Genomic DNA, 14,764 nt, shown 5'->3' on the forward strand with positions numbered 1-14,764 from the left:
GGGCACAGTATCGGGTATCCGACGCGGAAGCTGCGCGGGTGCGAGCCGGTCGGATGCCTATCGTGTGCGGGTGTTGTCACGGTGGCGCGCGCCGGCCGCGCGGTGGGCGGCGGTCGTCCCCGGCCTGGTGCTTGTCGTCGCCGCGCTCGACGTGCTGGCCGGGCTGCTGCTCGACAGCGGCTATCCATCGTGGACACCGCCGGTGCGCGAGCGGCCCGCGCACGCCTCGCCGGGCGCGTACGCGGTGTACGCCGACCGGGAGCTGGGCTGCCGCACGCTCACCCTGGCGGTCGACGGCACCGAGCTGCGCGCCCACTACGACCTCTACCTCCCGGCCCGGCACCCGCTTGTCGAGCGGGTGCGCCGTGGAGAGGCGGAGTCGGACGTCGCGGCGTTCGTCGCCACCCAACTGGGCACCGTGCAGGGGACGCTGCCATCCTGGCCGGACCCGGGCCACGACTCCCAGCGGTACACCTGGAATCTCGCTTTTCATCCGCCAGCCATCCAGCCCATGGCCGCCGGCGACTGCCCGGCCAAGTACGGCGTGGACCTCGCGCACGTCCACGTCCCGGCGCACCCGACTGCGCTGGCGTTCGACCGCGACCGTCTGGTCGTCAGCACCGCGGAGGACGGCGGCCCGACCCGCGACCGGGTCGTGGTGTCCGGGGTGGATGTGCTCTTCACCGACGGCGAGCGGGCTCGCACCGACCACGCCGGCCGCGTCGAGCTCGACCGGGGCGGCGACCCGCTCGTGCTGCTGCTGCGCGACCGGGGTGGCGCCTTCGCGGTCGCCGACCTCGCGCAGACCCGGCTGACGGTTGCCGACGAGCTGCTGGGCGGGCTCGCGTCCGGCGCGCCGCTCGCGGTGCTGTGGTGGTACCTGCGCACGGTCCGCCGCGAGCGGCCGCCGGCCGGCATCGACCGGTTGTGCCGGCTGGCCGGTGCCGGGTTCGGCCTCTACGTGGTCAGCGGCGCCGCCGCGGTGCTGCTCACGATCACCGACTGGTACGGCCTGTGGCGCTCCGGTGCCATCGCGGCCTGGTCGCCCGCCGGCCCGGACGGCGACTGGTGGGCACCGGACAACGGCACCTCAGCGATCGTGCTCGCCGCCGTGGCCGTGCTGGTCGGCTGGCCGGTGGCGCTCTTCGTCGGCGGCGGCCGCGTGGTGCCCGGCCGGCGGCGGCACCTCTACCTGCTGGCCGCGCCGGCGGCAGCCGGGGTGAGCATCGCCGCCGTGGCGCTGGCCGCCGGGGTGCCGGATCCGCCGGCGCGGGTGGTGGTCGCCGGCCTCGGGCTGGCCATATTCGCCGGCTTCCGGCTGCTCGCGGCGCCGGTGCTGCGCGGAGCCACCGGGCACGCCGTCGCCGGTGCCGCGACCGTGGCGGCCGTGGTGCTGATGCTCGGCGAGCTGTACGCGGAGCCGTACGGTTACGCGTCCCGGGTGAGCGAGTGGGCGTACTTCGGGCTCTACCTGGTGGTGGTCGGCGCCCTGCTGGTCGCGGTCGTGCGGCTGCGGCTGTCCGGGTTCCGCCACGCCGTCGTGGTGGCGGTCGCTGCCGCGGTGGGCGTGTGGGCCGCCGCGGACGCGCTGCACACGCTGCTCACGCCGGCGCCGGGCTTCGCGTACACGGTGTGGTCGCTGCTGGCCGAGGTCGACCTCGTGCAGTCACTGGTGTACTGGGCCAGCCTGCTCGCCCTCCTCGCGGTGCTGCGCGCCCTTCCCCTCGCCGACCACCGGCTGATGCGCCGCGCAGGCCTGTGCTTCGCGGTGCTCACCTTCTACTGGACCTCCGAGCAGCTCTTCTACCTGCCGGTGTCGGTCGCGGTGGGCGCGGCGATGACCTGGTGGGTGCTGCTGCCCGCGCGGCCACCCGACGACGACCATCTGGTGCTGCGCGCGGCACGCATCGCGGTGCGCCTCGCCACCTTCGACCGCGCCGCCGAGCGTGCGCGGGCCGAGGTTGTCACCGACCTGCGGGGCGCTGCCGGCGCGGCGAACGTCGACGTCGTGCAACGCATGAAGGACTACCGGGAGCTGGAGGCGGCGGTCCCGGTCACGCCGGCCGGCCTCACCACCCGGGTGCCGGAGGGCGCGACCGCCGAGGGCATGCGCGACACGCTGAGCATCGGCGGCTGGCGGCACGGGTGGGCGGCGGCCGGTTACGGGCTGCTGCTCGGGTCGCCGTGGATCGCGCTGGACTCGTGGGAGACCGCCAGCGGGTGGCGCACCGGCGGCTTCCACCTCGTCGACCTGGTCGGGACGACATCATGGGTCGTGCTGCAGTGGCCGATCATGGGGTTCTTCTTCGGCTACTTCTACCCGTACATCCGGGGGCGCAACGGCATCTTCAAAGGGCTGGCATATCTCGTCACGCTGGTGGTGCCGCTGCTGGCGTACCGGGCGGTGCTCGACCAGAGCGACCTCTGGGTCAACCTGCTGCGCTGGACGCTCGAGTTGACCCTCTTCACGCTTCTGCTCGGCCTCGTCGCCGGCGACGTGCTGATCCTCAAGCGGCTCGGCCTCGGCTGGGGGCACCTGCTGGAGCTGCACCGCAAGCGGGTCGTGCTCGCCGGCCTCTCCGCGCTGGTGGCCGCCCAGGCCGCTGTCGTGGCCGCGGTGATCGCGGGTGTGTTGCCGCTTGCCTTGCAGGAGGCCGGTCTCGGCCCTGACGACACCCGCCCCGGCACGGTGACGCAGGGGACCGGCCCGTGATCGACGGCGTCCCCATCCGGCCGGCGTAGCCGACCGCGCAGAGCGAAGGCGGCTCGGCGGCTGCTGACCGTCGCCGTCGCGGCCACGACGTGGTCATCGCGGATCGTCATGCTCACGTCGTCGAGGATGGCCGGGCTGAAGACCGCGGCGGAGACGACCGGTTCAACGGCCGGGTCAACCACTTCGTCTACTCCGCGTTCCGGGGCGGGGAAAGGGGGTTGTTCATCACCCCGATGTCGTCGCCGATCCAGGTCTCCCGCATCGGGGTCGGATCTCGTCACCGACGCTGTCGTGGGAGCGGCAGGGCGGGGCGGTCAACGAAGGTTCGTACGCGGTGTACAACGCCGGGAAGACCTTCCTGACGTACTCGGCGAGCTGATGAGCGCCCCGGAACGAGTCCCGGGGCGCTCATCTCACTTTTCGAAGCTGAACATGCCCTCGGGCACCCCGGCCATCTCGATCCGGCGCCAGATCGAGCGCCACTGCGGGAGCTCGTGGTAGCGGCGCAGCGCGGCGAGGCCGCCCAGCCAGCCGGTCCAGCCCGGGTACGGCGGGTTGGCGGGGTCGAACCCGCTCTGCACCACGGTGAGCCGGGTCTTGCCGTCCGCGCCTTCCAGCTCCCAGCTGTCGGTCATGCCGTCGGCGAAGCGCAGCGTCGCCTTGCGGCCCGGCTCGAACTCGACGAACTTGGCCCCGCCGGGGTCCAGGTCGAACCCACCCATCGCGAACCGGCCGCCCACATAGGGCTCGATGTCCACATTGGCGCCGAACCACCGGTGGAACTGGTCCGGCTGGGTCATCGAGTCGAACACCTCCTCCGGTGTCGCGTCGATCAGCACGGAGGCGCGCAGCTCGCTCGACGTGAAGTCGCACTTCGGCGTCTGCTCGCGGCCGGCCAGGTAGTCGGCGAGGTTGGCGATCGCCAGCGTCCAGAAGGTCTGCAGGGCGCCACGGGCACCGGCCTCGTCGGCCAGCACCTCCGCGAAGGTGGGCAGGTCGCTCTGGCTCAGCGTGACAAGCGTGCCGTCTTCGTCCTCGGCGAGCTCGAACTGCGCCGTGGTCTCCACGCCCTCCACGGTCCAGGCGAACCGGAGGGTGCGCTCGTCCACGTGCAGCACGCGCTGGTGCGGCTCGGCGCCGTCCGGCGTGAAGCGGCCCCAGAACTCGTATCTGCCGGGCAGGTCGACCTTCGCGTGCTCGGCCAGCCAGACGCGCATCGCGGCCGGGTCCGTCAGCGCCTCGTGCACGACCTTGGGTGCGGCCGGAACGACCGCGCTCAGGCGCATGTCAAATTCAGTCATCAGGATCTCCCTTGGGATAGCAGGCGACGGCCAGGCGGAACTCGTCGCCCTCGGCCCCGCCGTAGCGGGTGAACAGGTCCCGCAACGTCTGCTGAAGCTCGTCGAGGAACGCCTTGCGCTGCTCCGGGCGCACCCGGATGTCTCCGGAAACGCCGATCGACGGCAGGTCCGGCCGGGTGAGGTCGAGTGCCGCGATGTCCGCCTGGACGCCCTCCATCAGGTCGACCAGGTAGCCAAGGCTGAGGCGGTCGCGGGTCTGGCGCAGCCCGATCCGGCCCACCAGGCTCGGGGACAGCCAGTAGGACCGGCCGGTCGCTTGGTAGATCCCCTCGTGGATCGCGCGCACCCGGCGCTCGGCCACCTGGCGCACCAGGCCAGCCTCCAGCAGGCGCTTGACGTGGTAGTAGACCCGCTGCGGGGTCTGGTCGAGCTCGGCCGCCACCTCGGTGCACGACCGGGGCTCGGCGAGCTGCCGCAGCACTTCGATCCGCTGCGGCTTGAGCAGGGCCTCAGCCTGCTCGATCTTGTCGAGGTAGACGACGTCTCTCATGGCAAAACTAGTCTTTACGTAAAAGAAGTTTTTGTCAATCGCCCCGGGCGGGAGGTCGTTCGGGCACCGAAACCGGGACGATAGTGAAGAGTGTCTATGTCACGTCGGAGTGGTTCCAGATAAGTCGATATGCTGGCGATCCCCGGAGGCGGCAATCGATTGACGACGATGTCCGCCCTTGCCGCCACAGGATCAGTATTGGGAGGCTTCGATGTCGCGACCGCCCCTCAGCCTCGCCCGGCTTGCGCTCGGGCTGATCACCGCGCTCACGCTGGCACTGGTCGCCAGCCAGCCGGCCGCCGCCGCGAGCACCACCACCACTCCGCCGGCGACGACATGGCAGCTGGCCAGCATCGGACAGCGGATCTGTATCCCGGCCGGCGAGTCCTGGTGGACCTACTTCTGGATCACCATCGACGGGCAGTGGTCGACACCGATCGAGGTCGGCGCGCGCAACCTGCGCGCCGGCACGACCACGAGCCTTCCGCACGCGCCGATCCCACCCGGTTCGAGTGACGGGCACGTCGCGCTCAACCTGATCGCGATGACGCTGCCGCCGCTGCCGTTCGGCGTGTACCAGCCGGAGCTGACAGCCTCGGACGGGACCGTGACGCAGAGCGTGCCCGTCACGATCCAGGTGCAGGAGCGCTGGGGCTGCGCCTAGATCTTGGTGGCGTGGCGGCCGTGCACCCCGACTCGGTGCGCGGCCGCCGCCGCGCGTGGACCGGCTCAGCCGTGCAGTGCGGGCCGGTAGACGAGCTCCTGGATGCGGCCGTCGAGCGTCCGGGTCTCGATCAGCTCGAGGTCGAAGTCGGCCGCCCCTGCGAAGATCGGGTCGAGGCCGGTCTGGCCGGTGATCACCGGGAAGAGCGTCACCTGGACGCGGTCGACAAGACCGGCGGCCATCAGCGACCGGTTCATCGACAAGCTGCCGTGCGAGCGCAGCGGCACGTCGGACTCGCGCTTGAGCCGGGCGACGGCGTCGACGGCGTCACCGCTCACGAGCGTCCCGTCCGCCCAGTCGAGCGGCCCTTGCAGCGTGCTCGACACGATCGTGGCCGGGAGGCTCGTCATCCGGGTCACCCACGGGTCACGCACCTCCGACTCCGCGGTGCTGTCGGCCAGCATCCGCGCGAACGCCCGGTACGTGTTGCCGCCGAAGACCATCCGCTGCTCTTCGCTGTACTGGGCGAGGCGATGGTCGAGCAGCTCGGGGCCTTGCTTGCCCCAGTAACCGGTCCAGTCGCCGCCGGCGGCGCCGAAGCCGTCGAGGCTGGAAAAGACGTCGAACGTGTACGTGGCTGCCATGGTGCTCTCCTCGACTGCGGTTGATCGGCTGTGAGGGGTAAGACCGGGGACCGCGGCGAAACTCATCGCCGCGGTCAGGCCCGACCCGGTGGCCCCTCCACCTGCGCGGCCAACTTCTTGGGCGCGAGGACGCGGTAGCTTTCGGTGAGAAGCTCGCCGACCTCGTCCCAGTCGACGCGCCCGTCGAGGACCATGCCGACGACGTCCGCGCCCCACCCGGGCTTGAAGAACGGGTGGCCGCTGGCGACCAGGCCGTCGATCTCGTCGCCGGGCGACCGGAACGTCAGCATGCAGGTGGGGCTGCCGGTCGCGGCGGCACGCGCATACGCCATCTGGTGGTCGGGGTCGGCGGTGAGCACGTGGGCGAACGTGCGCTTGCGGATGCGCCAGCGGATGCCGACCCAGGCCGGCTCCTCGTAGGTCTCCGGCAGGCCGAGACAGATCGGCCGGAGCATGTCGAGGATCTCGGGTGGCACGTCTGCGGGGCCGGTCATGTTTCGGACGCTAGCCGGACCGTCCGACATTCACGCGGTGTTTGCCGCGATGGCGGCGGCTACGACGGGGTCGCGGCGAGAAACTGGGTCGCGGCAAGCTCCGCGTAGAGGGCATCGGCCGAGACGAGCTGTGCGTGCGTGCCGACCGCGCGCACCTCGCCGGCGTCCATCACGACGATGCGGTCGGCCGACGTCACGGTCGACAGCCGGTGCGCGACCACCAGCACCGTGGTGGTGTGCGCGACGTCGGCGATGGTGTCGCGCAGCGCCGCCTCATTGACGGCGTCGAGCTGCGAGGTTGCCTCGTCGAGCAGGAGCAGCCTCGGCCGGCGCAGCAGCGCGCGGGCTATCGCGACCCGCTGCCGTTCGCCGCCGGAGAGCTTGGTGCCGCGGTGCCCGACCTGGGTCTCGAGCCCGTCGGGCAGCCGGGCCACGAGGCGGTCGAGCCGGGCGGTGCGCAGCACCTCGACGAGCTCATCCTCGCCGGCCCACTGCGCACCGAGCAGCAGGTTTTCGCGCAGCGATCCGGAGAGCACCGGCGCGTCCTGCTCGACGTACCCGATGGTGGCCCGCAGCCCCGCGATCGACCACTCGCGTACGTCGATGCCGTCGACGAGCACCTCGCCGCCGTCGGCTTCGTAGAACCGCTCGATGAGGGAGAAGATCGTGGTCTTGCCGGCGCCGGACGGCCCGACGAACGCGGTCATGCCGCCGGCCGGGACGTGGAAGCTGACGCCGCGATGTACCTCGGGAAGCTCCTCCCGGTACCGGAATCGGACGTCGACGAACGTGACGGTGGCCGGCGCGGCACCGGCGACCGGCGGCTCGGCCGGCGGGCCGGTCGGCTCCACCGGCATGCCGTGCGCCTGCTGGATGCGGGCCACCGCGGCGGCGCCGACCTGGTACTGCGTGACCGCCGAGACGAGCTGGTTGACCGGGGCCATCAGGTAGAAGACGTACAGCAGGAACGCGATGAGCGTGCCGATGTCGACGCTGCCGGACGCCACCCGCGCACCGCCGGTGCCGAGCACCGCCAGGAACGCCACCTGCGCGGCGAGCCCGGCGGTGTTGCCGGCCACCGCGCCCCACTTGGCCGCGCGGACGCTGGCCCGCCACGCCTCGCCGGCCGCCTCGACGGCGCGGCGTTGCTCGTGCTCCTCGGCGCCGGAGGCCTTGACCGTGCGGAAGGCGCCGAACATCCGCTCCAGCGCCGCCCCGATCACGCCGATCGACTCCTGCGCCCGGCGGGCGGCCCGGTTGATGCGGGGGACGACGAGGCCGATCACGACGCCCGCGGCGAGGAGCGCACCGAGCGTAACGCCGAGCAGCACCGCGTCGAGCAGCGCCATCATCACCACCGTGGCCACTAGCGTGATGAGGCTTGTCGCGCCGCCGACGAGGGAGTTGGTGGTCACCTCGCGCAGCAGCGTGGTATCGGCGGTCACGCGCGACATCAGGTCGCCCGGCTCGGTGCTCTCCACCACGCCGAGGCGCAGCCGCAGCAGCCGCGCCACAAGCCCGCGCCGGGCGGTCAGGACCACCGACTCGGCGGTGCGCCGTAGCACGTACGTGCCGAGCGCGCCGATCGCCGCGTTGGCCACCACCAGCACCGTCATCAGCGCCAGCACGGCCGCGACCGGGCGGCCGGCGGTCAGGTCGTCGATCAGCTCGCGGACCACCAGCGGCAGCGCCAACCCGGTCGCCCCGGTCACCAGGCTGAGCAGGCCGCCGCCCACCAGAGCCAGGACGTGCGGCCGGATGAACGAGAGCATGACCCGCCAGGGCGGAACGTCGGCGCGCACGGGGACATCGGCAGCCACGTCGTTCACCGTCCACACGGTACTGCGCGACGGCGAACAACCGTCATTGATCGGGCTTGGAACAATGACGGCCTCCGATGCGGTTCGACCACAGGAGGCGGACTCCGATGACGATCGCTCTGACGCCCGGCCAGACGATGGCGCTGACGGGGGCGCGTGGCAAGCCGGCGCGGGTCCGGATGGGCCTTGGCTGGACCTCGACCAGGGGACGGGTCGACCTGGACGCGTCGGTCCTGCTGTACTCCGCCGACGGCACGCTGGTCGACCAGGTGTGGTACGGCCAGCTGGCCAGCACGGACGGGTCGGTGGCGCACACCGGCGACAACATCACCGGCGAGGGCGAGGGTGATCTGGAGTCGATCCGGGTCGACCTTTCCCAGCTGCCGGAGGCGGTCAGCACCCTGGTGTTCACCGTGAACTCGTACAGCGGGCAGCGGTTCTCCGTGGTCAGCGACGCCTACTGCCGGCTTGTCGACGAGACGTACGGCGACGAGGAGCTGGGGTCATTCAACCTCAGCGCCTCCGGTCCGCACACGGCCCAGATCATGGCCAAGCTCACCCGGGACGGCACGGCGTGGACCATGACCGCGATCGGCCGCCCGGCCGGCGGGAAGCGGTACGACGACCTGCTCACCGTGGTGGCCGGCTGCCTCGGCGTCGTGGGCCCGGCAAGCGACCTGGCGTCCGCGCGGGACCACGATGTGGCGCCCGTCCGGACGGGCCCGAGCCGGGCGGCGGTGGTCGTCATCGTGGTCGTGCTGGCCCTGGCCGTGCTCGTCGCGGCGACGCAGCTGAGATAACCGGAGGCGACCGGGTGCAACCCTCCCGCACGGCCGGTCGTGTCTGGGATACGTGGGGAGGGCAGATGCGCGACGCGGACGGCTTCGACGAGTTCTACCGGGCGACGTCGGCTCGGATGCTGCGCTACGGGTTCGCCCTGACCGGTGACCTGCCCGAGGCGCAGGACCTTGTGCAGGAGGCATACATCCGGGCCTGGCAGCGGTGGCGGCGGCTCGCCGAGTACGACAACACCGAGGCATGGGTACGGCTGGTGCTGACCCGGCTCGCCACCGACAGCTGGCGGGGCCTGCGCAACCGGCGGGTGGCCCTGCGCCGCGCCGGTCCGCCCGGCGACGCCCCGGCGCCCAGCGAAGACACAGTGCTGCTGGTCAGCGCGCTGCGGCGCCTGCCCGCCGCCCAGCGCCGGGCGGTCGCGCTGCACTACCTGTGCGACATGTCGGTGGCCGAGATCGCGGTCGAGACGGGGTCGTCCACCGGGACGGTCAAGTCCTGGCTGTCCCGCGGGCGGACGGGCCTCGCCGCCGTACTCGATGATCTGATGACGGAGGCGAACGATGTCGCCTGACCTGGATCGGATGTTCTCCGCGCTGCGAGCGGACGCCGACCGCGCCGGCCTGTCCGGGCCGGACGGGCTGCGCCAGCGCGGCAACCAGCGCACCCGGCGGCGCGCGATCGCCGGCCTGGTCGCGGTCGCGGTGCTGGTCGGCGGCGTCTCGATCGGCACCCGTCAACTGCTCGCCGGCCCGGTCGCACCGGCCCCCGAGCCCGGCCACACCATCACCCCGGCGCCCTCGCCCACCCTGCCGCCCCCGGTCCCGCTGGTCCCGCAGGAGACCTACCCCGTCGGCTCGCCGGTGCCGATGCCGGCCGGCTGCGACGACGTTACGGTCTATCCGTACGACGGCGATGCGCCCGCAGGAAAGGCGCTGCCCGCCTCGATGATGCTGCGCGCGAGCGACTGGGGAAAGTGCTACGCGATGACCCACGACCTCGCCGGCTACGCGGCGTGGGAGCCGGCCAAGCATTCCAGGTCATTCCCGGCCCTGTGCCGCCCGAACGAGCAGTACGGCTCCGCCGCGAACCGGGTAGCCGGCCGGTTCCGGCACTTCAACGCCGGCCCGGAGGTCGGCGGCTTCACGTCCGTCACCCGGTACCGGGCCGGCGGCGCCGACGCGTACCTGGACGAGGTGCGGGCACGGGTCGCGCAGTGCGCCAGGTACACGATCGAACCGGACAACCAGGTGACCTGGCGCGCGCAGATCGCCGAACGCGACTTCACCGGTGACGAGAGCCTGCTCGTCTACGTGGGCACCGGCACCGCCGCCGAACCGGGCTACCCCGGCTGGTGGGTGGGGATCGCCCGGGTCGGCGACCTCGTCATCGCCGTGCAACCCAACTCCGACCTGGGCGGGAGCCGCAGCTTGACGAAGACGATGACCCGCAAGGCCGTGCAGCGAGCGACCTGACTCGCTGGAAGTGCCGCTGGCGATAGCATGCTCGCGAGGAGGGCTCGCGATGACTGACGTCGATCCGGCGGCACACAGCCTTGATGTGCCCGGCGCCCGGTTGTACTACGAGCGCCGGGGTTCCGGGCCCTTACTGCTCCTGCTCGGCTCTCCAATGGACAGTGCCCGCTTCGCCGGGCTCGCCCGGGCGCTGGCCGACCGGCACACCGTCGTGACGTACGACCCGCGCGGGATCGGCAACAGCACCCGCGAGGACGCCACGTCGGACCTGACGCCGGAGCAGCAGGCCGACGACGTGCGCCGGCTGCTGGAGGCCCTCGACGGCGGGCCGGTCGACGTCTTCGCCAGCAGCGGCGGCGCGGTCGTCGGCCTCGCTCTCGTCACCGCCCACCCCGACCTCGTCCGGACGCTGGTGGCCCACGAGCCGCCGGTGGTCGACGTGCTGGCCGACCGCGCGCAGGTGCACGCCCAGGTCGAACACATCTACGACACGTACCGCACGCACGGGCCGGAGCGGGCCAAGGCGATGCACGTGTACATGGTGCACGCCGGCGTGGCCGCGCCCCCGACCACGCGGACGAGCACACCGCCCCGTGAACCGTCCACGGAGGAGCGAGACCGAAAGCGCGCCAAGACCCACGTCTACTACGCGCACCTGTTGCGCCCGACCACCCGCTACCGGCCGGACATCGAGAAGCTGTGCGCGGCGTCGACGCGCATCGTCATCGGGTGCGGCGCCACCTCCAAGGGGCAGCTGGCCAGCCGCGCGGCGGTCGCCCTGGCCGCCCGGCTCGGCGTGAGCCCGGTCGAGTTTCCCGGCGACCACCTGGGCTTCGTCCCCCTGCCGGAGGAATGCGCCGAGGTGCTGCACCACGTCCTCCAGGAAACCCCCTGAGCCGCTTCCTTTATGCTTCCTGGCCACGCCACACTGTGATCGCGGATCTGCGAGGTGGTTGATGTCCACGGACACTCCCGAGGTCGCCCAGCTGCTGGCCGACGACGGGTTCGCTGGACGGCTGGCCGAGCTGGCCGGCTCGCTCGGCCGCGACCCGGGCCAGGTGACCGCCGAGGCCGCCGGCTACCTGCGCGAGATGGGCGCGATGCACAGCGCGCGGGCGATGAGCGCCTGGTCGAGGTTTGCCACCTGGATGTTCCGGGCGCACGAGCTGCTGGTGGACGAGGAGGCGGCGCGCCGGCTGCACCGCCTGGACAGCAAGTACTCGCTGCTGTTCATGTTTTCGCACCGGTCGTACCTGGACGGCGCGGCCGTACCGGTGGCGCTGGAGCGGCACCGGTTCAGCCCGGCCTTCACCCTCGGCGGGGCAAACCTCAACTTCTTCCCGGTCAATCACCTGGCCCGCCGGTCCGGCATCGTCTACATCCGCCGGTCGACGCGCGACCAGCCCGTGTACAAGCTCGCGCTGCGCGCCTACATCGGCCAGCTGATCCGCAACCGGAGAAACCTGAGCTGGTCCATCGAGGGCGGGCGGACCCGCACGGGCAAGCTGCGGCCGCCGACCTACGGCATCGTGCGCTACGTGGTGGACGCGCTCGACGCGGCGCCGGACACCGAAGCCATGGTCGTTCCGGTCTCCATCGTGTACGAGCAGCTGCACGAGGTCGGGTCGATGACCGCCGAGGCGCGCGGGGCCAGGAAGCGGCCCGAAGACGTCCGCTGGCTGATCAACTTTGCTCGGCTGCAGGCCAACCGGCTCGGCCGGGCGTACCTGGACTTCGGTGAGCCCTTCGCGCTGCGCGAGCGGATGGCCGAGCTGCGCGGCGTCGACCAGCAGGGCCGGCACGTCGTCGAGCGGATCGCCCTGGCCACCTCGCACCGCATCAACCAGGCGACGCCGGTGACCGTCACCGCGGTCGTCTGCATGGCGATGCTGGCCGCCGACCGCGCGCTCACCCTGGACGGCGTGCTGGAGACCGTCGCGCCGATGGCCGGCTACATCGGGTCCCGCCGGTGGCCGGTTGCGGGCGCGGCCAACCTCACCGACCGGGCCACCGTCCGCCGCACCCTGCAGGAGCTTGCCGCCTCGGGCGTGCTGAACAGCTACGACGGCGGTACCGACACGGTGTGGCTCATCGGTCCCGGCCAGCACCTGGTGGCCGCGTTCTACCGCAACACGGCGATCCACATGCTCGTCGACCGGGCGATCGGGGAGCTCGCGCTGGTGGCGGCGGCCGAAGGCGGCCCGGACGGCCTGGCCACCGCGACCGGTGAGGCGCTACGCCTGCGCGACCTGCTCAAGTTCGACTTCTTCTTCGCCCGCCGGCGCGAGTTCGCCGAGCAGATGGCGCTGGAGCTGTCGATCATCGAACCGGACGGCGGCGGCGGGCTGCACGAGTTCACCCCGGCCGACGCGCGCCGCTGGCTGGCGCACGGCAAGCCGCTCATCGCCCCGCTGGTGCTGCGGCCGTTCCTGGATGCCTACCACCTCGTGGCGGACCGGCTCGCCGCCTGGGAGGACGGCGAGGTCGACGAGTCGCGGTTCCTGGACGAGTGCCTGCGGGTCGGCCGGCAGTGGGCGCTGCAGGGGCGGCTGGCCAGCGAGGAGTCGGTGTCGCTGGAGCTGTTCAAGCCGGCGCTGCAGCTGGCTCGGCACCGCGCCCTGCTGGATCCCGAGGCACCGGACCTGCGGCAGCGACGCGCGGACTTCCGCGACGAGCTGCGCGAGACGCTGCGCCGGATGGCCGTGGTCGCCGAGCTGGCACAGCCGCGGTAGGGGCCGGGCGACGGCCCGGCCCCTACCTTCCGGATCAGCCGAGGTACCTCTCCCAAGGGCCGGTGATGGCCAGGGTGAGGCCGGGGTCCTGCATGTTCACGAACAGGACCTTGCCGTCCTCGCTGAACGTCGGACCGCAGAACTCCGAGTCGTTGAGCTGGTTGCGGGCGATGGCGTACGTCGGGCCGCCGGGGAACGAGCTCAGCACGTGCGAAGCGCCCGCGCCGTCCTCGGCCAGCACCAGGCTGCCCCACGGGGTGACGGTCACGTTGTCCGGGCCGTCGAAGGTCAGGTCGGTGTACCTGGCCGGCGCGCCCTCCTCCGCCGTGACCTGGTGCGGGAAGTAGGTGACCAGCTGGATGGTCTGGGCGCGGTAGTCGTAGAACCAGACCATGCCGTCGTGCGCAGCGGCGTCCGCGGGCAGCTCACCCTCCTCCCAGGCATAGGAGTTGACGACGTACACGCCCTCGTCGGTGCCCCACACGCCCTCGAACTTGCGACCGCGGGTGACCTGGCCGTCGGCGAACTGCTCGCGGATCGGCGTGGTCTTCGCATCGCGCTCGGGCACCTCGATCCACCGCACCGGGAACGGGCGGCCGAGCTGGGCCGAGGTCAGGTACGCCACGTCCGGCAGCACCGAGCCGTCGTCCATGATGATCTGCATCGCGGCGAGCGTGCCGGCGTCCGGAGCCAGCCGGGTCAGCACGCGCGGGCCCAGCTTGAGGCCGCGCGGCGCGGTCCACCGGTAGAACAGGCCGTTGGGCTCGTCGGCGTCCTCGGAGAGGTAGATCTTCGTGCGGTCCTTGTCGACCGCCAGGGCCTCGTGGGCGTACCGGCCGAGGCACTTGATCGGCCGCGGGTCGGCGCTGCCGTCGGCCCATACCTCGAAGACGTAGCCGTGGTCCTTCTGGAAGACGCCGGACCGGTCGCCCTCCTCCCACTCGTCGCCGGCGCGGTCCTCGGTCTCCTCGCAGGTCAGCCACGTGCCCCACGGCGTCGGCCCGCCGGCGCAGTTGCTCACGGTGCCGGAGATGGCGACGAACTCGCCGAGGTTGCGGCCGGCCCGGTCGGTCCGGATCACGGTGCAGCCGCCGGCGTCGACCGCGCCCGGGTCGTACACCGTGCCCTTGACGTGCGGGACGCCGAACTCGGCGCCCGGGTCGATCTCGTGGTTCTGGATGATGGTGTACCGGCCGTGACCGGCGTCGTAGACGGCCATGCCGTCGTGGTCGGCCGGCGTCACGCCCTGACCCCGGTCGAGGCGGGTGACGCCGGCCCGGGTGACGATCGCGTAGCTGAAGCCCTCGGGCAGCGCGAGGATGCCGTCGGGGTCGTCCACGAGCGGCGGGAAAGGCTTGTGACCGCCGCCGGCCGGCGGCCGGGGCCGGCTCGGGTGGGCCTGCGCGAGGGACGGGATGCCACCGGCGACGGCAAGGCCAACTCCGGCGGCGGCGCCGCCGGCCAGGAAGTTGCGGCGAGAGGCTGGCACGTGAGTATCTCCTGTTCGCAGAGGTGCAACGTCCAGCAGCCAACTCCCGCGGACCGACGCTGACGCGACATCGGAGTAAAGACTCGGCAT

Annotated in this window: 13 protein-coding genes; 7 read left to right on the forward strand and 6 right to left on the reverse strand. The window is 72.1% G+C overall.

The features are described from left to right. Nucleotides 1-70: 70 nt before the first annotated feature. Nucleotides 71-2,713 (forward strand): hypothetical protein, encoded by a 2,643-nt coding sequence (locus Phou_RS28950; RefSeq protein ID WP_173061484.1) that lies wholly within the window; start codon nucleotides 71-73, stop codon nucleotides 2,711-2,713. Nucleotides 2,714-3,126: 413 nt separating this feature from the next. Here the strand turns inward: Phou_RS28950 and Phou_RS28955 are convergent, their stop codons facing one another. Together Phou_RS28955 and Phou_RS28960 are read right to left on the reverse strand one after the other, a co-directional pair. Further along, nucleotides 3,127-4,014: an SRPBCC family protein gene (locus Phou_RS28955; RefSeq protein ID WP_173061487.1), complete on the reverse strand. Its 888-nt coding sequence runs from the start codon at nucleotides 4,012-4,014 to the stop codon at nucleotides 3,127-3,129. Then, on the reverse strand, nucleotides 4,007-4,564 hold the full coding sequence (locus Phou_RS28960) for an ArsR/SmtB family transcription factor (protein WP_173061490.1): 558 nt from the start codon (nucleotides 4,562-4,564) through the stop codon (nucleotides 4,007-4,009). The genes Phou_RS28955 and Phou_RS28960 overlap by 8 nt, the downstream gene beginning before the upstream one ends. Nucleotides 4,565-4,775: 211 nt before the next feature. On the opposite strand from Phou_RS28960, the gene Phou_RS28965 reads away from it, so the two are divergent. Next, nucleotides 4,776-5,228 (forward strand): DUF5980 family protein, encoded by a 453-nt coding sequence (locus tag Phou_RS28965; protein WP_173061493.1) that lies wholly within the window; start codon nucleotides 4,776-4,778, stop codon nucleotides 5,226-5,228. A 65-nt stretch (nucleotides 5,229-5,293) separates the two neighbouring features. On the opposite strand, the gene Phou_RS28970 is transcribed toward Phou_RS28965, so the two are convergent. From Phou_RS28970 to Phou_RS28980, 3 genes are all read right to left on the reverse strand, one after another. Further along, entirely contained in the window at nucleotides 5,294-5,872 is a 579-nt protein-coding gene (locus tag Phou_RS28970) for a dihydrofolate reductase family protein (RefSeq protein ID WP_173061496.1), read from the reverse strand. 74 nt (nucleotides 5,873-5,946) lie between these two features. Continuing rightward, nucleotides 5,947-6,366: an MmcQ/YjbR family DNA-binding protein gene (locus tag Phou_RS28975; protein WP_173061499.1), complete on the reverse strand. Its 420-nt coding sequence runs from the start codon at nucleotides 6,364-6,366 to the stop codon at nucleotides 5,947-5,949. Nucleotides 6,367-6,425: 59 nt separating this feature from the next. Next, nucleotides 6,426-8,195 (reverse strand): ABC transporter ATP-binding protein, encoded by a 1,770-nt coding sequence (locus tag Phou_RS28980; RefSeq protein ID WP_246273932.1) that lies wholly within the window; start codon nucleotides 8,193-8,195, stop codon nucleotides 6,426-6,428. A 98-nt stretch (nucleotides 8,196-8,293) separates the two neighbouring features. Between Phou_RS28980 and Phou_RS28985 the strand changes: the two genes are divergently transcribed. The 5 genes from Phou_RS28985 to Phou_RS29005 all read left to right on the forward strand — a co-directional run bounded on the left by Phou_RS28985 (nucleotide 8,294) and on the right by Phou_RS29005 (nucleotide 13,185). Continuing rightward, nucleotides 8,294-8,986 carry a TerD family protein gene (locus tag Phou_RS28985; protein ID WP_173061502.1) on the forward strand — a complete coding sequence of 231 codons (693 nt, stop codon included), beginning with the start codon at nucleotides 8,294-8,296 and terminating at the stop codon, nucleotides 8,984-8,986. A gap of 65 nt (nucleotides 8,987-9,051) precedes the next feature. Beyond that, complete coding sequence (locus Phou_RS28990) at nucleotides 9,052-9,552, forward strand: SigE family RNA polymerase sigma factor (RefSeq protein ID WP_173061505.1); 501 nt, start codon at nucleotides 9,052-9,054, stop codon at nucleotides 9,550-9,552. Continuing rightward, nucleotides 9,542-10,453: a hypothetical protein gene (locus tag Phou_RS28995; protein ID WP_173061508.1), complete on the forward strand. Its 912-nt coding sequence runs from the start codon at nucleotides 9,542-9,544 to the stop codon at nucleotides 10,451-10,453. The genes Phou_RS28990 and Phou_RS28995 overlap by 11 nt, the downstream gene beginning before the upstream one ends. A 49-nt stretch (nucleotides 10,454-10,502) precedes the next feature. Further along, nucleotides 10,503-11,348 (forward strand): alpha/beta fold hydrolase, encoded by an 846-nt coding sequence (locus tag Phou_RS29000; RefSeq protein WP_173061511.1) that lies wholly within the window; start codon nucleotides 10,503-10,505, stop codon nucleotides 11,346-11,348. A 61-nt stretch (nucleotides 11,349-11,409) separates the two neighbouring features. After that, on the forward strand, nucleotides 11,410-13,185 hold the full coding sequence (locus Phou_RS29005) for a lysophospholipid acyltransferase (protein WP_173061514.1): 1,776 nt from the start codon (nucleotides 11,410-11,412) through the stop codon (nucleotides 13,183-13,185). A gap of 34 nt (nucleotides 13,186-13,219) precedes the next feature. On the opposite strand, the gene Phou_RS29010 is transcribed toward Phou_RS29005, so the two are convergent. Next, nucleotides 13,220-14,674, reverse strand: coding sequence for an alkaline phosphatase PhoX (locus tag Phou_RS29010; RefSeq protein WP_173061517.1), 1,455 nt, complete (start codon nucleotides 14,672-14,674; stop codon nucleotides 13,220-13,222). Nucleotides 14,675-14,764: the final 90 nt, after the last annotated feature.

Origin of the sequence: Phytohabitans houttuyneae (assembly GCF_011764425.1) — a bacterium.
Classification (GTDB): Bacteria; Actinomycetota; Actinomycetes; order Mycobacteriales; family Micromonosporaceae; genus Phytohabitans; species Phytohabitans houttuyneae.

Coding starts and splice junctions, on each gene's coding strand:
- Phou_RS28985 (WP_173061502.1), top strand. CDS start 8,294: ATGACGATCGCTCTGACGCCCGGCCAGACGATGGCGCTGACGGGGGCG.
- Phou_RS28975 (WP_173061499.1), bottom strand. CDS start 6,366: ATGACCGGCCCCGCAGACGTGCCACCCGAGATCCTCGACATGCTCCGG.
- Phou_RS28995 (WP_173061508.1), top strand. CDS start 9,542: ATGTCGCCTGACCTGGATCGGATGTTCTCCGCGCTGCGAGCGGACGCC.
- Phou_RS29005 (WP_173061514.1), top strand. CDS start 11,410: ATGTCCACGGACACTCCCGAGGTCGCCCAGCTGCTGGCCGACGACGGG.
- Phou_RS29000 (WP_173061511.1), top strand. CDS start 10,503: ATGACTGACGTCGATCCGGCGGCACACAGCCTTGATGTGCCCGGCGCC.
- Phou_RS28955 (WP_173061487.1), bottom strand. CDS start 4,014: ATGACTGAATTTGACATGCGCCTGAGCGCGGTCGTTCCGGCCGCACCC.
- Phou_RS28970 (WP_173061496.1), bottom strand. CDS start 5,872: ATGGCAGCCACGTACACGTTCGACGTCTTTTCCAGCCTCGACGGCTTC.
- Phou_RS28965 (WP_173061493.1), top strand. CDS start 4,776: ATGTCGCGACCGCCCCTCAGCCTCGCCCGGCTTGCGCTCGGGCTGATC.
- Phou_RS28990 (WP_173061505.1), top strand. CDS start 9,052: ATGCGCGACGCGGACGGCTTCGACGAGTTCTACCGGGCGACGTCGGCT.
- Phou_RS28960 (WP_173061490.1), bottom strand. CDS start 4,564: ATGAGAGACGTCGTCTACCTCGACAAGATCGAGCAGGCTGAGGCCCTG.